A 15,812-nucleotide genomic window follows, 5' to 3' on the forward strand; every position below is an offset into this window, starting at 1 on the left:
ATTACGCCTGGCGAGCCTGTCGGGCATCCCCATGATCGCCCACGGTGTCTGAATAGATATCGCTTTCAGATGGTATAATAATGGGGTTAATTTTAACATCGATCAGGGCTGTATCCTGGTATCGTGGGAAAACCACTGGAGTTAGACATCTTATGAAGGAATCCATCCATTTCCAATCGATTATCATGAAGCTGCAGAATTTTTGGGCAGATAGAGGCTGCCTGCTCTGGCAGCCCTATTACACCCAGGTTGGGGCGGGGACGATGAACCCGGCTACTTTTTTGCGAGTTTTAGGTCCTGAACCCTGGAATGTAGCTTATGTTGAGCCTTCAATCCGCCCGGATGATGGGCGCTATGGCGACAACCCCAATCGGCTGCAGCAGTTCTACCAGTTCCAGGTGATCCTCAAGCCCGATCCGGGCAACCCGCAGGAGATTTACCTGGATTCTCTGCAAGCCATCGGCATTAACCCTGCCCGACACGACATCCGCTTTGTTGAAGATAACTGGCAGCAGCCAGCGATCGGCGCCTGGGGATTGGGCTGGGAGGTTTGGCTGGATGGCGTTGAGATCACCCAGTTTACTTACTTTCAACAATGTGGCGGTTTTGATCTGGATCCTGTATCGGTGGAAATTACCTATGGGCTGGAACGCATTGCGATGACGCTGCAGGGTGTGCGGCATTTTAAGGATATTCAATGGAATTCCGATCGCACCAACGGCGACGTCAACCTGATGGGTGAGCGCGAACACAGCACCTATTATTTTGATGTGGCTGATGTGGACAGCATGCGCCAGATGTATGATTTGTTTGAGAGCGAGGCGATCCGAGCCATCGAAGCGGGTCTGGTGCTGCCTGCCCACGATTATGTGCTGAAAACATCACATACGTTTAACATCCTCGATACACGCGGCGCAGTGGGTGTGACAGAACGCCAGGCGTTATTTGCTCGCACTCGCGACCTGGCACGCCGGGTGGCAAAAGCCTACTATGAACAGCGTAAACAGGCAGGGTTTCCCTGGCTGGATCAATCCACCCCCAAAGCGGAGCCCGTTGCAGAGGTAGGGGTTGAAATTGCGACTGAAAAAGCCACCTTTTTGTTTGAAATCGGAACCGAAGAACTTCCCGCAGCGGATCTCTCGGGTGCGCTTTCGCAGCTTGAGGTGAAGGTCCCGGCGCTGCTGGCGGATCTGCGCCTGAAACATGGGCAAGTGCGGGTGATGGGCACACCCCGGCGCCTGGTGGTTTTGGTGGAGGACCTGGCAGCACGCCAGACCGATCTCGACCTGGTGATTAAAGGTCCGCCCGCGGATCGGGCTTTTGACGCCGATGGTAACCCAACCCAGATTGCCATGGGCTTTGCCCGCAGCAAGGGCATTGATGTGGGACAGCTCAGGGTGGAAGAGATCGATGGCGGTCGTTATGCTGCAGCAAAGGTCAGCCAGCAGGGCGCGCCAGCTTACCAGGTTTTAGAAAGCGCCCTATCGAATTTGATCGCCGGGCTGCGTTTCACCAAGTCGATGCGCTGGAATGAATCCGGGGTGTCTTTCTCGCGGCCGATTCGCTGGCTGCTGGCGTTGCACGGCGAAACCGTGGTTCCCTTCAACTATGCTGGTTCTACCAGCGGACGGGTCACACGCGGTTTGCGGTTGGCAGCCGAGCCGGAATTCTCGGTCGCATCACCCCAGGAATACCTGGCAAAAATTGAAGGTCAGGGTATTATCCTCGACCCGCAGGCGCGCGAAGCTGAAATCCGCAGGCAAGCTCAAGCGCTGGCAGCAGCAGTGGGGGGACGGATTCAGAACGATCCACACATCATCCTTGAGGTGACCCAAATGGTGGAAAGCCCACATGCGCTGCGCGGTGAATTTGACCGTGAATTTTTAGAAACCTTACCGCCCGAAGTTTTGACCACTGTGATGAAGAAGCATCAGCGGTATATCGTGGTGGAAGATGACCAGGGAGACCTGATGCCCTATTTTATTGCTGTCAGCAATGGCATTCAGGAGGACCCCGCTGTGGTTGCCGATGGCAATCAACAGGTGATCCTGGCGCGCTTTGTCGATGCCCAGTTTTTCATCCGAAAGGATCTTGAGCAACCGCTGGAATCCTTTGTAAAACGGTTGACCACCCTCACTTTCCAGGAGCAACTGGGTTCGTTTTACGATAAAACCCAGCGTTTGATCAAACTGGCGAATTTGGTGGGAGAGCGGCTTGGTCTGACCGAATTAGAAATGAAGACCACCCTGCGGGCAGCCTTGCTATCCAAAGCGGACCTGGCGACGGATATGGTGGTTGAGATGACCTCCCTGCAGGGCGTGATGGGCAGGTATTACGCGTTGCACAGCGATGAAAACCCGGCTGTGGCTGAGGCGATCTTTGAACACTACCTGCCCCGCTTTGACGATGATTTACAGCCCAAAACCATGCCGGGCCTGGTGATTGGATTGGCAGACCGGTTGGATACGCTGATGGGCTTGTTTGCGGTTAATCTACCACCCTCCGGGACGAAAGACCCCTTCGCTCAACGACGGGCAGCGCTGGGCATTTGTCAGAATTTGATCGCCTGGCAGTCCCCGTTTGACCTGCGCTGGGGGCTGGAAGCGGCAGCCAACGAGCTGCCGGTTCCCGTAGCTGAAGAGGATGTAGACGCCTGTTTGGATTTTGTCCAGCGGCGGTTGCAGGTGATGCTGCTGGAGATGGGTCACCCTCACGATGTGGTCGATGCGGTACTGGCGGAAAAGGGCACAGACCCCTACGCAACCCTGCAGGGCGTGAAGGAACTCAGCGTTTGGGTTACGCGCGAAGATTGGATGACCATCCTGCCGGCGTTCAGCCGCTGTGTGCGCATCATCCGCAGCCTTGATGAAACCTACCAGGTCGATCCATCTCGCTTTGAAACACAAGCTGAGCGCTCACTGTTTGCCGAGCTCAACCGGGCAGAAGCAAGCTTGCAGGGCTCCGATTCGGTGGATGCTTTCCTGGGTGCTATCACGGTTATGGTGCCTACCATCAACCGCTTCTTTGACGAAGTGCTGGTGATGGCGGAGGATGTGACCGTGCGTCAGAACCGATTGGCGCTGATGCAGCGCATTGCTGGTCTGGCTAAAGGCATCGCAAATCTCAGCTACCTGGAAGGGTTTTAAAGACAAGCAGGGTGATGCGATCAGCAGGCTGGTCGTGACTTGAAGGCGAAATCTGGCAAGAAGGGCGGATTAGCATTTCTCAGCCATCCTTTGTTGTGATGTTTTTCGCATAGTTTAATAAAGAACAAGCCCACGATCACCCTCCCTGATTCCTGCCCCCCATATCCCACCACCTGCAGAAAATAATTTATATTTTCGCTTTTCAACACTCTAACCGTATTTGGGCAGGACGTTGTATAATTCAATTGATAAGATTGGAGGCTTGTATGGAAATTAACTGGCACGGACATTCTTGCTTCAGAATCACTGAGCGCGGCATGGCATCGGTGGTAACAGACCCTTACGATCCGGCTGTTGTTGGGATTGACCCCGGTAAGTTGCGTGCAGATGTGGTGACCGTCAGTTGTGATCACCCAGCACATAATCACCTCAACGCAATCCGTGGCAAGGCTTTTGAAATCACCGGACCTGGTGAATATGAAATTGGCGGTGTGTTCATCACCGGCGTGCAGATCAATGGCAAAGGCAGGAAAACTGCGGCTGATGTCGTTCGTAATACGGTGTATGTGATCGATTATAACGGTCTGACCGTCGCCCATCTCGGTGAGTTGAACAGCGTGCCCAGCCAGACAGAGGTTGAAGGCTTGGGTGAGGTGAAAATTGCCCTGGTGCCGATTGGAGGGGGTGCCAGCCTGAATGCAGCTCAAGCTGCCGAGGTGATCCGATTGCTTGAACCGGGCATCGCGATCCCCATGCATTACGGGATGAGCAAATCCTTAATCAAACTGGATCCGCTTTCCAAATTCCTCAAGGAAATGGGTTTGACCTCTATCGAAACTGAAGAGTCGATTAAACTCCAGAGTAGCGCTTCCTTGCCAGAGGAAGTGCGGGTCGTGGTGCTTGATTTAAGCCTTTAATCAGGCAACCTATGCTTTAAAAGGAATGAACTATGAACGTCAAAGTCATCATGTCCTGGGATATCAAAGAAGGTCAGGAACAGGAGTATTTTGAGTTTGTTGTGCGCCATTTTATGCCTGGCGTCCAAAAAATGGGCATGGCGATCAGTGATGCGTGGGTGACCATCTACGGTGATCATCCTCAAATTTTGGTCAGTGCAGTGGTACCCGGATTGCAAAAAGCACAGCATATTATCCATTCTGAAGACTGGGAAAGATTGAATAATAATTTACTGGTTTTTGTCGAGAATTACCAGCTTAAAATGGCGCCTTTAGAAGGTGGATTTCAATTTTAATGGAGTTTGTGCAGCAGTTATTGGAATGGTATGGTAAAAACGCCAGGGAATTACCCTGGCGTTCTGATACATCTGCCTATAAGACCTGGATTTCTGAAATTATGCTGCAGCAAACCCAGGTTGAGATGGTGATCCCGTATTTTAACCGTTGGATGGACCAATTCCCGGATATCTACGCCCTGGCATCTGCTGATGAGCAGGCGGTATTGTCAGCCTGGGAAGGTTTGGGTTATTACAGCCGGGCGCGTAACCTGCACCGGGCTGCGCAATACGTCGTGCAGACCTTCGGTGGTCAGTTGCCCCGCAGCAGTGAGTTGCTAAAAAGCCTGCCCGGTATCGGGGATTACACGGCAGGCGCGATCGCTTCGATCGCCTTTGGAGAAGACGTGCCGGCTGTTGACGGCAATGTTCGGCGGGTGCTGGCGCGATATTTTGACGTCAGCCTGCCAGCACGCAGCCACGCCGGTGCGCAAGAACTCTGGCGGTTGGCTGAAGCGCATCTTCCACCGGGTAGGGCAGGCGACTACAACCAGGCGCTGATGGAGCTGGGTGCGTTGATTTGCCGTCCGAAAAACCCGCTTTGTAGCACTTGCCCAATTGCAGAAGGATGCCGGGCGTACCTTTTCGACCTGCAAGCGCTGCGACCGGTAACAACTCGGGGAAAGAAAACGCCGCATCTCACGGTGACAGCGGCTGTGATCCGGCGGGGTGACCAGGTTCTGCTTGCACAACGCCCTCCAGATGCTTTGCTCGGGAGTTTGTGGGAATTTCCAGGGGGCACCCTGGAAGAGAGCGATGCGGATTTATCCGCCTGCCTGCAGCGCGAAATCCAGGAGGAATTGGGTGTAGCAATTAACGTGGGGCAAGCCTTTGGACGCTATCGGCACGCTTATTCGCACTTCAAGATTACGTTGCATGCGTTTTTGTGCAGCCTGTCACCCGGTGTTGAGCCCCAGCCGTTGGAAGGCCAGAATCTGGCGTGGGTCAAAATCGAAACCCTGCCGGATTATCCCATGGGCAAGGTGGACCGGCAGATTGCCCGGCGATTGATCGGGGAGGACGATAATGAAGCGCTACCAGGATGAACGTGAACGTATGGTCACCCACCAGATCGCTAGACGGGGGATTAAAGATGAGCGGGTGTTGGAAGCCATGCGCACAGTGCCCAGGCATCTTTTTATCCCAGAGGATGCGCGCACCGTTGCCTATGCTGACAGCCCGGTACAGATTGGCAGCGGGCAAACTATTTCGCAGCCCTTTATTGTGGCTTTGATGACGGAACTCCTGGAAGTACGTGCCGAGCACCGCGTTCTGGACGTGGGCACGGGTTCGGGCTACCAGGCTGCCATCCTGGCGGAGCTGGCTGCCGAAGTGATCTCGATTGAGCGCCACCCTGAACTGGCGCAAAGAGCCAGGAAGACTCTGAAAAGCCTGGGGTATCAGCATATTAAGGTGGTTGTCGGCGATGGCAGCCTGGGCTATCAACCTGCTGCACCCTACGACCGTATCCTGGTGGCTGCAGCCGCGCCTGCGACACCGCAGGCGTTGTTAGACCAGTTAGCACCCGATGGGCGTTTGGTGCTCCCGGTGGGAGCCCGCTTTTCGCAGCATTTAGAGGTTTGGACGCGCAAAGATGATCAATTCATACACTCGGTAGACATCCCGGTGATATTTGTTCCGCTGATTGGCGAGGAGGGCTGGAGCGGCTAACCCGGCACAAATGATGTTTGAAATGTGTTCCTCCCGGGTTAAGGTTCGAACGCGTTGGGGATAAGGAAGAGAATCACCGCCAGGATGGTGAACCCGGCTCCGCCGATTAAGCCCACGGGTGTTGGTCCGAGGAGCGCGTTGGGTTCACCCTGAACAAACAGCAAACCGAGGGCAGCGATCCCATTCAACGCACCGTGACCAATGACCGCTGGCCAGATGCTGTCCGCTTTAATCGACGTCCACCCGAACACGATACCGGCAACGACACAGAACCAGGCCATCGCCAGAGGACCCAGGAAGGGCGCACCGAAGTAGTCTGAACCGTAGTTGTAACCCATCAGGATTAATGGCCAGTGCCACACTCCCCAAATGACACCAGTTATCAGGCTGGCTTTGCGTCCGCCCAGGGGCAGCAGTTTGGGCAGCAGATAACCACGCCATCCAAACTCTTCACCGAAGGATGGCAGTGCGTTCAACACCGGAGCAATCAGGGTGGCTTGCAAGGCTTGCATTGCAACCACGAACCATGGGCTAAAACTCTCAGCACCTGCTGCTTTCATTTCTGCCGTCAGCAAACTGAGGTTGGAATCATAGTTTCTTGAAAACAGTACAAAGAATACAACCATACCGATGATAGTTAAGAGACCTGGCAGCAACCATGCTGCCAAAAAATACAGCCAGCGCCCCTGGCTGAAATCTGGTTTGAGGTACAGATTTTGTTTGCTTTCTTTGGTGATGACACGCGTGATGATATTTGCCAGGGCAGGACCGAACATGTAAAATGTGGCCATCAGGAGCAGCGCCAGGCTGACAGGGATGTTCGCGATGTTCAGAAAGGGGCTGTCTTCTAATCCGCCGGTCAGGTAGATCACCAGGGCGGTTGCCCATGAGATTCCAAACGTGAGGGTTAAGAACAAGTAAACCCTGTTAAGTTCATTTTTTTGTATCATGTTTGTTACCTTATCCTGAGCCTGGGTTATTGAATGTATTTAACCAGACCTAATATCACCAATACGTCTTTTCCCGCCGAAAAATTCTTATTCATTGTACTTTAAAAATTCGAATACCAACGATAATGGCGATTTCTACCAGTTTCAGCGCCTGACCATCACGCTCAGAATATTTTCACATTCGCATTCTTTAGAGATCGAGCCTATATATTTAACAGATAAGCAATATATAAAATTAATGCCTTCCGGTGTATAATTGATGTAACAATAACCTCCAATGAATAATAGGAGCGAGAAATGAAACGCCGTTTACTGATTCTTTTGGGCGTAGTGGTGATTATGCCCATTCTATTAGCCTGTAATTTGTTGAATTCTTTCTTTAATGATAGCCAGGATTTGGAAAGCACCCGTGTAGCCCTGGCTATCCAACAGACCAGCATCGCCATTGAGCAAACGAGCAGGGCACAGGTTGAGCCGACGATCGCTGAACCAGAACCAGAACCGACCTCCATGCCCCACCCAACACTGACACAGCCGGCGATCGTTGAGCCGACAGCGCCGATCATTGAACAACCAGCTCCCACTGAGACCGTGACTGAAACTCCGAAAACCTTTGAAGAGTGGCTGAAGGATGTTCGCATTTTGTATTATGACGATATGTATGGCTCGGGGCAGCCGATGGTGATTCAAGATGCCCTCGATGGGTTGAGATTGACAAGAAACACGACCAATGTGAATGATGCCATGGGCAATTTACTCTCCAATTTGAATTCATCCACTGACTGGGATCTGGTCATTATTGGCGCTGAATCGCGGGATAACATTTCTGGTGAGTACTTTGATGCACTTGACGTTCAGCTTGACCGCGGCGCCAGCATCATCCTGGAGATCTGGTATATCGATGATGTGACTTATGGGCGCATCCAGCCGTTGTTGCAGCGCTGCGGAATTGCCTTCCAGGAAGATTGGCAACGGGATTATGACGACAACCTGAACCTGTATGTGGTGTACCTGCTTGACCCGGAACATCCGTTGTTTACTGAACCCAATACGATCAGCATGTTAACGCCTTATGGTGTGATCTGGTACGGTGACGCGGGCGATTTTTTGAAGGTCAAACCCGATTCCGAGGCGCGTTTGCTGGGTGGAATCCTGCCGAAAGATGCGTCAAAATTCGGTTTACTGGCGGAGTGCCTGGAGGGACGCATGATCTGGCAAACCTTTTCGACCCATGATTACAAAACCCAGGCTATGACCGATCTGTGGCAAAACTATATCATGCATACTTTGAAAGCGCGTTACAACGTTTTACAGGAGGAATAACTGCTTTTGCTTTCAACCAGGAAGCCCCCGGAAAGACCCGCCGGGGGCTCAATTTTTAACAGGCTATGCTTTGTTCGGTTTTCCCATACCTTGGAAATGCCGCAAAAATACCAGCGATTCAATTCACCTCACCTTCAGGGTTGGATCAGAGGTGGGATATCAAATATGCCCTTTACCGGTGTGTGTCACTGAATGCTTTGCGGTTTACGAGTCGAACATTCAGGGTTGTTCGCCGGCGAGCACATCTGCATTTCCGCCCAATTTTTCTTTCATCTTCTTTAATAAGGCCTCATCCGGAGTACTCTGAGTTTGGCTGTACATGAAAACAGAAAGCATCATTTCGCAATCAGCGACTTCTTTGCTGATATCCTCTTTTTTCACCCGGTCATTATTGCGGATCCAACCCTGCACACGCGAGACAATCTCATCGGCGTGAAAACCTTCTGCAGAGAAGGTCTTCAGCATTTCAATTTCTTCAGCCGTGAGCTCTTCTGCGTGATGCGCCAGGTAGGCTTCAGCCAGTTCGCCCACTTCAGACAGGAAAAACCATAAAGCATCCTTGGCACAGGGCCATTGCAGGCCACGTGCAGTATAGTAGTTCTTGATGGTTTGGATATCCATGAGCGCTCCTTCGTGCCGTATTGACTTCCAGTGGCTATTATACTCCTTGAGGATGACGGCGATGCAGGCTTGAAGTGGGTCAGTGAGGCTTGATAAAAGGCTCACAGCCATCGGTTTCAGCAATAAACGGTATAATAATGCCAAAATTTATGTAAAAATACAACCAGGATGTTTAAAGACAATTTTCAAAAAACAATCGTGTGGATAAAAAGCCTCTATCATCGCGTGGATGATTTCAGCGGTGGGGCATTAGGGGTTATCCGCACCACCGTGGAAAGGTTTGCTGAAGAACGCGGCTCTGAAACCGCTGCCAGCCTGGCTTACTTTGCGTTCTTTTCGATCTTTCCGATGCTGCTGGTGTTCATCGTGGTGGGCAGCTTTTTTGTGGATGCCGAGGTGGTTCAAATCCAGTTGTCAAACATTCTGGACGGCATCATCCCGGGAGCTGAAAACCTGGTGTTTCAAAACATCAACCATGTGCTCAGGTTGCGCGGCGCGGTTTCATTTGTGGCGCTATTGACGCTGGTTTGGTCTGCTACCAGCGTCTTCAACATCCTTGCCAGGAATATCAACCGTGCCTTTCCAGATGCACGCTTGCTGGATTTCTTTAAGGGTCGCTTGCGGGGATTATTGATCTTCTTTGGGATTGGCTTTCTGGTATTGCTGTCTCTGGCAACTTCGACGTTGATTGGTCTGATACCTGTAATTGAGATACCCATCAATGGTATTTATTTGCACGAAACCATCCTCTGGCAGATTGGCGGTTTTTTATTGCCAGTTTTCTTAAACTGGATGATGTTTTGGGGTCTGTATCAGTGGGTGCCCACCGTGCCGGTCAGCCGCAAGGCTTCGTTAATTGGGTCTCTCATCGCCGGCGTGGCCTGGGTGCTGCTCAATAACGGTTTCACCTGGTACCTGAGCAGCGGGCTCAGCCAGTATCAACTGGTTTACGGCTCCTTGGGGACGATTGTGGCTTTATTATTCTGGGTTTATCTGACCGGGATTATCGTGTTGATCGGCGCACATCTGACAGCAGCGATTCAAGCCTCGCGACGAAAATAAGACAATGATCAAGGAGCTGAATGCGTGCCCGGACGTCGCATGGAATCGGGGACAAGCAAAGATCATCGCTTATTAAAACATCAACAATCGGAAGGATTTTCATTATGAACAATTTTGAATATTTCAACCCCACCCGGATTGTTTTTGGTAAAGGTCAAATCTCGAGGTTGAGAGATCTGGTCCCACAAAGTGCATCGGTTTTAATGTGTTATGGGGGCGGATCTATCAAACACAATGGGGTATATGAGCAGGTCCTTACCGCGCTGGCAGGCTGGGAGTTAATCGAATTTAGTGGGATTGAACCCAACCCGGATTTCGATACCCTGATGCACGCGATTCGATTGGGCCGCGAAAAAGGGATAAATTTCGTCCTGGCGGTGGGTGGCGGCTCGGTGATCGACGGTGCGAAACTGATTGCAGCGGGAATTCCGTATCAACAGGGTGATGTTTGGGACATTGTGACCATGGATGCCAAGCTCAAACGGGGTGACGCGCTGCCCCTGGGGACGGTGTTAACCCTGCCAGCAACGGCTTCCGAAATGAATGGCACCTCTGTAATCTCGCGACGATCCACCCAGGAAAAACTGGGCTGGTTCAGCGAAGCTGTCTTTCCGGTGTTTTCAATTTTAGATCCAACCACCACCTTCACCCTGCCGATCAAGCAGGTGCGCAACGGGGTTGTGGACGCCTATATCCATGTGATCGAGCAGTATGCCACCTACCCGGTGAACGCCCTGTTGCAAGACCGGCAGGCGGAGGGCATTTTAATCACCCTCCAAACAGTGGGAGAAGATGCGCTTAAACAACCGCCGGACTACGATACGCGCGCAAATTTCATGTGGGCTGCAACCAGTGCTCTCAACAAGCTGATCAACAAGGGCGTACCGGAGGACTGGGCGACCCACAGGATTGGTCACGAGCTGACCGCGTTTTACGGTCTTGATCACGCTGAATCGCTGGCGGTGGTCCTGCCATATTTGCTATGGCACCAGCGTCAGCAAAAGGCAGACAAATTGGTGCAATATGCCCAACGGGTATGGGGACTGCACGGTGATGGCGAAGCGGTTATTCGGGCTGCTATTGATAAAATGACCCTGTTCTTCAACCGCCTGGGAATGCCCACTAAATTGACCGACTTCAACATCAACCCGGATGAGGCAGCCGAACGCGTGCGGGCACGTTTTGAATCTCGCCAGGTTTTACTGGGTGAGCTCAATCAAATCGATCCGGATATCGTTGCGGAAATATTGCGAATGAGCCAATAGAATTACGCTCAACCCGGGCTTTATTCAACGTTGATGGGTATTGTCTGGCCAGGTCTATAGTGTCTGAGATGAACACAGGTTTTAGCGTCTCTGGTTTAACAGTTGCGGCTTAAAAACCCCGTATGAAGCCAGTCCTTTGAATTATTTGGTATAATCCTATATCAGGTGAAGAGAAGGAATGAAATGTAATCCGTTAATGTTGCGTTTGCTTTGATAGCAGAAACAGGAGCTTTGTCTCGCTAAACGCATAAGACGTTTAGAATAAATGGCAAATACACAACAATCAAATTGATTGGAAAACAATGGAAAAGAAAAGCTTTTTTACCAGAACCTTTACCACACGCCGGGGGAGACGTTTAAAAGAACACCTGACCGCCTACATTTTTATTGCCCCTGCTTCCATCCTGATTTTTATTTTTGGCATTTTCCCGGTGTTTTTTGCCCTTTACGTGAGTTTGCATCGCTGGCGCATTGTCCGTGGTGATATGATCGGGTTGAAAAATTACGTGACGGCAATCGGCAACCTCTCGTATGTGGTGGCTTTTTTCTTAGGCTTGGGCGCCCTGGCAGGCGTCTATTTCATTGTTAAACACATTCTAAAAATGAAACGTGAGCAGGACGACCAGCCCTGGCCGGCGATTTTTCCGGGGCTGTCATTCGCGCTAATGGTGTTTGCATTTCTTAACTGGTTTTATCGTGCCTTGCCTGAAGTGCTGGATATCGCCTTTAAAGTGCGCGGTTTAGAGCGGAATGAAATCGTGTTCAGAGATTTCCTGCTTGAAGCATTACGGTCGGAAAATGTGCTGCCTGCCTGGCGGATATTGTTAATCACCTTCCTGGTGAGTGTGGTCGTTAGCTTGATCATCTTGCGTGTGTGGCGTAATCGCAGAAATATTGATTATCAAGCTTTCTTTTCACTGGGTTTTATCGCTCTCGGTATTAGCATTGGATTGCTGACTTTCACACTGAAGGAGGTCAGTGCAGCTTATGCCACCGCCCTTGAGGCTGGCACCGATCCGGGCATTTGGCCGCAGTTGATCTCGATCACCAGTGGTGTGATTTTGCTTATCGCGGGCTGGCTCTTCTGGCGCAGGGCTGAAAAACAGCATACGGACCGCAGTTTTTGGCTGCATGTACTGGCTGCCCTGATCTTACTGGTTGGTGGTTGGCTGCTGATTGGCGAGATCCCGATGACTCTTGCCAACGGGGATAAAAAGGTTTGGGACGGGCTGAAGGTAACAGCGTTCTTCTCGTTAGGAACTGTACCGCTGCAATTGATTATTTCGATCTTCCTCTCTGTATTGCTGTTTCAAAAATTGGTTGGTTCGAATATATTTCGAATTATTTACTTTATTCCTTATGTGACACCAGCGATTGCCAGCGCAGCGGTATTTCAGCAGATGTTTTCAAACCGGCACACTGCTCCGGTGAATATGCTCTTGAAGGCATTGGGGTTGCCGGCTCAGCAGTGGTTATTTGAACCGCGCGGGGTTTTTACCCTGATTGCCGACTACTTTGGTAAAACCATTCCTGCCTGGGCTGCCGGGCCCAGCCTGGCGATGAGTGTCATCATTTTGCATTCGATCTGGACTTTTGTCGGCTACAACACCGTCATCTATCTGGCGGGCTTGGGCAATATCCCTAAAGAGTTGAATGACTCGGCTGAAGTTGATGGCGCCAGCGGCTGGCAAGTCTTTCGCCACATCACCTTTCCGCTGCTCTCACCCACAACTTATTTCCTGTCTTTAATTGGTGTTATTGGCACATTCAAGGCGTTTAATACCATCTGGATTTTCAGAAGTAACCTGGCGCTGGGAACAACAGACACCTTCAGTTTGGTGATCTTTATTGAATTTTTTGAAAAAACCAGGTATGGTTATGCTTCAGCAATGGCGTTTGTCTTGTTTGGGATTATCTTAGCCTTAACCCTGGTCAATAATCGTATTCAAGGCTCACGGGTGTTTTATGGATAATAAGAAAATTAAAAAACATTCTTTCTCCGTTTCAACGCGCCGTAAGGTGATCACTTACATCATTTTATTAGCCGGTGCCTTCATCTCGTTGCTTCCGTTTATCTGGATGATTTCAACTTCTTTGATGACCCTGGGAGAAGCCCTGGGAACGGCTTTTTTCCCCTCTTCGTTAAAATTTGAAAACTACGTAATTGCCTGGCAGCGGGCGGAGTTCTCAAAGTACTTTGTCAACAGCCTGTTAATTACCATAATCACCCTATCAGGTGAAATTACGTTCAGCATTTTTGCCGCCTATGCCTTTGCCCGCATAGAATTTCCGGGGCGAGACCTGATCTTCGGCGTTATGTTGAGCACGATCATGATCCCGGCGATGGTGTTGATCATCCCGAATTTCCTCACGGTAACCTGGTTGGGACGCATCGGTCCGATCCCGTGGATTAACAACTGGCCTGCACTGACGATCCCGTTTATGGGCAGTATTTTCTCGATCTTTTTACTCAAGCAATTCTTTGCGCAGGTACCCAATGAGCTATTTGACGCCGCACAAATCGACGGGGCTGGACATTTGCGCTTTCTGGTCCAGGTGGTGCTGCCTTTGTCTAAAGCTCCATTGATGGTTATTTTGGTTTTATCCTTTATCGGAACCTGGAACTCACTGGCATGGCCGATGTTGGTGACGAACACACCGGATTGGCGACCAATTTCCGTGGGCCTGATGAACTTTGTGGATGAAGCCGGGCAACTGATCAATCTAACGATGGCCGGCGCTTTTATCACCATCATCCCAATCCTGATCATTTATTTCTTTACCCAACGGCAATTCACAGAAAGCATTGCCCGCTCAGGATTGAAGGGGTAACCGTCACCAATTTTGAAAGGAGGTTGATAGGCCTGATATAAAACAAACACAATATTCGTTTTTCGTCAAGACAAATAATGACTTAGAGGAGTTGAAAATTTCATGAAAAAGTTAAGCGTTTTACTATCAATTTTGATATTGTTTTCCCTGGTACTGGCAGCGTGTGCCAAAACTACAACACCGCCAGCCGAAGAACCCGTGGTTGAGAAACCCGTGGAAGAGCCCGTGGTTGAAGAACCCGTGGTTGAAGAACCTGTGGTTGAAGAACCTGTGGTTGAAGAACCCGTGGTTGAAGAACCTGTGGTTGAAGAAGCGCCTCCCTTTGAAGGTGTGACGATTCAATTCTGGCACGTTTATTCTGATGCGCCTGGTGATGCTTTGCAGGCCCTGGTGGATGAATTCAATGCAGGCAATCCCTATGGTATCGTCGTAGATTCCCTCGATCAGGGTAGCTACAGTGATATTGAAGATAAGGTCAATGCCGGTATTCAATCTGGTGATTTGCCAGATGTGGTGATGGCTTATACCAATGCCCTGGCGGACTGGTATTCTGTTGGATTTGTTGCAGATTTGAATCCCTATATTGATGATGCAGAATACGGGTTAACCGCAGAACAACAGGCAGACCTGTACCCCCACTTGAGAGAAGCTGGAAGCACACCCGATGGCGCCTGGATTGCTTACCCGATGACCCAGTCTGCCAATGTGCTGGTGTACAACTTCACCTGGGCAGAGGAATTAGGTTTTTCTGAACCTCCCACCACTTCCGCGGAGCTGAAGGATCTGGTTTGCGCAGCAGCCGCTGATAATGCTGCCATTGGCGGCGATTTTGCCGGTACGGGCGGCATTGTGTATTTCCCCAACACCACCAACTGGCTGCACATGTTGTATGCGTTTGGCGGCAAGGAACTCAATGCTGCTGGCGATGCCTATGACTTCAACACCCAGGAAGCAATCGATGTCTCCATGTATCTTTTGGACCTGAAAAAAGAGGGCTGTGCCTGGCAGACGGAAAGCTACCCCAATCCTGAACAGGGTCAACGCAGGGCTATCATCACCATGAGCTCTACCGCTGGTGCGCCTTATTACGAGGCTGCTTTCGAAGAAGCCAACAATGATGATATCTGGGGTTGGATCGCTGCCCCGGGCCCGGATGGAACCCTGGCTGTAAATGCTTTTCAGCAGATGCTGGGTGTCATTCCGAGCACACAGCAGCGAGAAATGGCTTCGTGGCTGTTCGTCAAATGGCTAACCTCCCCTGAAATCCAGGCACGCTGGATCCCGGCCAGCGGCTATTACGGCACCCAGTACTCCACCGAAGCCCTGTTGGCGGATTATGCCCAGGCAAATCCCGTATGGGAATCCGGTGTGAGACTGGCCGCCATTGGCCCATCAGAACCACAGACGTTCCCCGCCTGGTCTTCAGTGCGACGGGCAATCAACAATTTTGCTGCGGAACTTTACAACGCCACATCCCAGGCTGAGGTTGAAGAAATCCTGGCCAGGTTGACGGAAACCGCCAATGACCTGGTTAAAGAAGTATCTCAGTAGTTTTAACGGGATTTAATTACAGAATCCAATTAACGACCTGCCCCCAGGCGAGTGTGCCTGGGGGTTTGTCTTTAACCCATACTCGTAACACTTTCTGCAG

The 15,812-nt window shown here is 51.0% G+C and carries 14 protein-coding genes; 11 read left to right on the forward strand and 3 right to left on the reverse strand.

All coding sequences use genetic code 11. From position 1 onward, the window contains the following. Nucleotide 1: 1 nt before the first annotated feature. A complete protein-coding gene (locus CFX1CAM_RS11665; protein ID WP_269457037.1) occupies nucleotides 2-136 on the reverse strand; it encodes a hypothetical protein in 135 nt (44 codons plus the stop codon). Between the two features lie 16 nt (nucleotides 137-152). On the opposite strand from CFX1CAM_RS11665, the gene glyS reads away from it, so the two are divergent. The 5 genes from glyS to CFX1CAM_RS00240 all read left to right on the forward strand — a co-directional run bounded on the left by glyS (nucleotide 153) and on the right by CFX1CAM_RS00240 (nucleotide 6,108). Continuing rightward, nucleotides 153-3,146: a glycine--tRNA ligase subunit beta gene (gene glyS, locus CFX1CAM_RS00220; RefSeq protein WP_162287637.1), complete on the forward strand. Its 2,994-nt coding sequence runs from the start codon at nucleotides 153-155 to the stop codon at nucleotides 3,144-3,146. A 266-nt stretch (nucleotides 3,147-3,412) separates the two neighbouring features. Then, nucleotides 3,413-4,063, forward strand: coding sequence for an MBL fold metallo-hydrolase (locus tag CFX1CAM_RS00225; RefSeq protein ID WP_087861070.1), 651 nt, complete (start codon nucleotides 3,413-3,415; stop codon nucleotides 4,061-4,063). Between the two features lie 32 nt (nucleotides 4,064-4,095). Further along, a complete protein-coding gene (locus CFX1CAM_RS00230) occupies nucleotides 4,096-4,398 on the forward strand; it encodes a hypothetical protein (RefSeq protein ID WP_087861071.1) in 303 nt (100 codons plus the stop codon). Next, nucleotides 4,398-5,483 (forward strand): A/G-specific adenine glycosylase, encoded by a 1,086-nt coding sequence (mutY, locus tag CFX1CAM_RS00235; RefSeq protein ID WP_087861072.1) that lies wholly within the window; start codon nucleotides 4,398-4,400, stop codon nucleotides 5,481-5,483. Before CFX1CAM_RS00230 ends, mutY begins: the two co-directional genes overlap by 1 nt. Further along, entirely contained in the window at nucleotides 5,464-6,108 is a 645-nt protein-coding gene (locus CFX1CAM_RS00240) for a protein-L-isoaspartate(D-aspartate) O-methyltransferase (protein ID WP_087861073.1), read from the forward strand. Before mutY ends, CFX1CAM_RS00240 begins: the two co-directional genes overlap by 20 nt. Nucleotides 6,109-6,146: 38 nt before the next feature. On the opposite strand, the gene CFX1CAM_RS00245 is transcribed toward CFX1CAM_RS00240, so the two are convergent. After that, on the reverse strand, nucleotides 6,147-7,058 hold the full coding sequence (locus tag CFX1CAM_RS00245) for a CPBP family intramembrane glutamic endopeptidase (protein ID WP_087861074.1): 912 nt from the start codon (nucleotides 7,056-7,058) through the stop codon (nucleotides 6,147-6,149). A gap of 297 nt (nucleotides 7,059-7,355) precedes the next feature. On the opposite strand from CFX1CAM_RS00245, the gene CFX1CAM_RS00250 reads away from it, so the two are divergent. After that, nucleotides 7,356-8,381, forward strand: a complete 1,026-nt coding sequence (locus CFX1CAM_RS00250) for a hypothetical protein (protein WP_087861075.1) — start codon at nucleotides 7,356-7,358, stop codon at nucleotides 8,379-8,381. A 219-nt stretch (nucleotides 8,382-8,600) separates the two neighbouring features. Here CFX1CAM_RS00250 and CFX1CAM_RS00255 read toward each other — a convergent pair whose 3' ends face one another. Next, complete coding sequence (locus CFX1CAM_RS00255; protein ID WP_087861076.1) at nucleotides 8,601-9,002, reverse strand: hypothetical protein; 402 nt, start codon at nucleotides 9,000-9,002, stop codon at nucleotides 8,601-8,603. A gap of 168 nt (nucleotides 9,003-9,170) precedes the next feature. Between CFX1CAM_RS00255 and CFX1CAM_RS00260 the strand changes: the two genes are divergently transcribed. The 5 genes from CFX1CAM_RS00260 (at nucleotide 9,171) to CFX1CAM_RS00280 (ending at nucleotide 15,712) form a co-directional block, all read left to right on the forward strand. Further along, nucleotides 9,171-10,064: a YihY/virulence factor BrkB family protein gene (locus CFX1CAM_RS00260; RefSeq protein WP_087861077.1), complete on the forward strand. Its 894-nt coding sequence runs from the start codon at nucleotides 9,171-9,173 to the stop codon at nucleotides 10,062-10,064. Nucleotides 10,065-10,168: 104 nt separating this feature from the next. Further along, a complete protein-coding gene (locus tag CFX1CAM_RS00265) occupies nucleotides 10,169-11,329 on the forward strand; it encodes an iron-containing alcohol dehydrogenase (protein WP_087861078.1) in 1,161 nt (386 codons plus the stop codon). Between the two features lie 302 nt (nucleotides 11,330-11,631). Further along, nucleotides 11,632-13,302 (forward strand): carbohydrate ABC transporter permease, encoded by a 1,671-nt coding sequence (locus CFX1CAM_RS00270; RefSeq protein WP_087861079.1) that lies wholly within the window; start codon nucleotides 11,632-11,634, stop codon nucleotides 13,300-13,302. Next, nucleotides 13,295-14,161, forward strand: a complete 867-nt coding sequence (locus CFX1CAM_RS00275; RefSeq protein ID WP_087861080.1) for a carbohydrate ABC transporter permease — start codon at nucleotides 13,295-13,297, stop codon at nucleotides 14,159-14,161. Before CFX1CAM_RS00270 ends, CFX1CAM_RS00275 begins: the two co-directional genes overlap by 8 nt. A gap of 102 nt (nucleotides 14,162-14,263) precedes the next feature. Beyond that, entirely contained in the window at nucleotides 14,264-15,712 is a 1,449-nt protein-coding gene (locus CFX1CAM_RS00280; protein ID WP_087861081.1) for an extracellular solute-binding protein, read from the forward strand. Nucleotides 15,713-15,812: the final 100 nt, after the last annotated feature.

It is taken from the genome of Brevefilum fermentans, from assembly GCF_900184705.1.
GTDB classification, from domain to species: Bacteria; Chloroflexota; Anaerolineae; order Anaerolineales; family Anaerolineaceae; genus Brevifilum; species Brevifilum fermentans.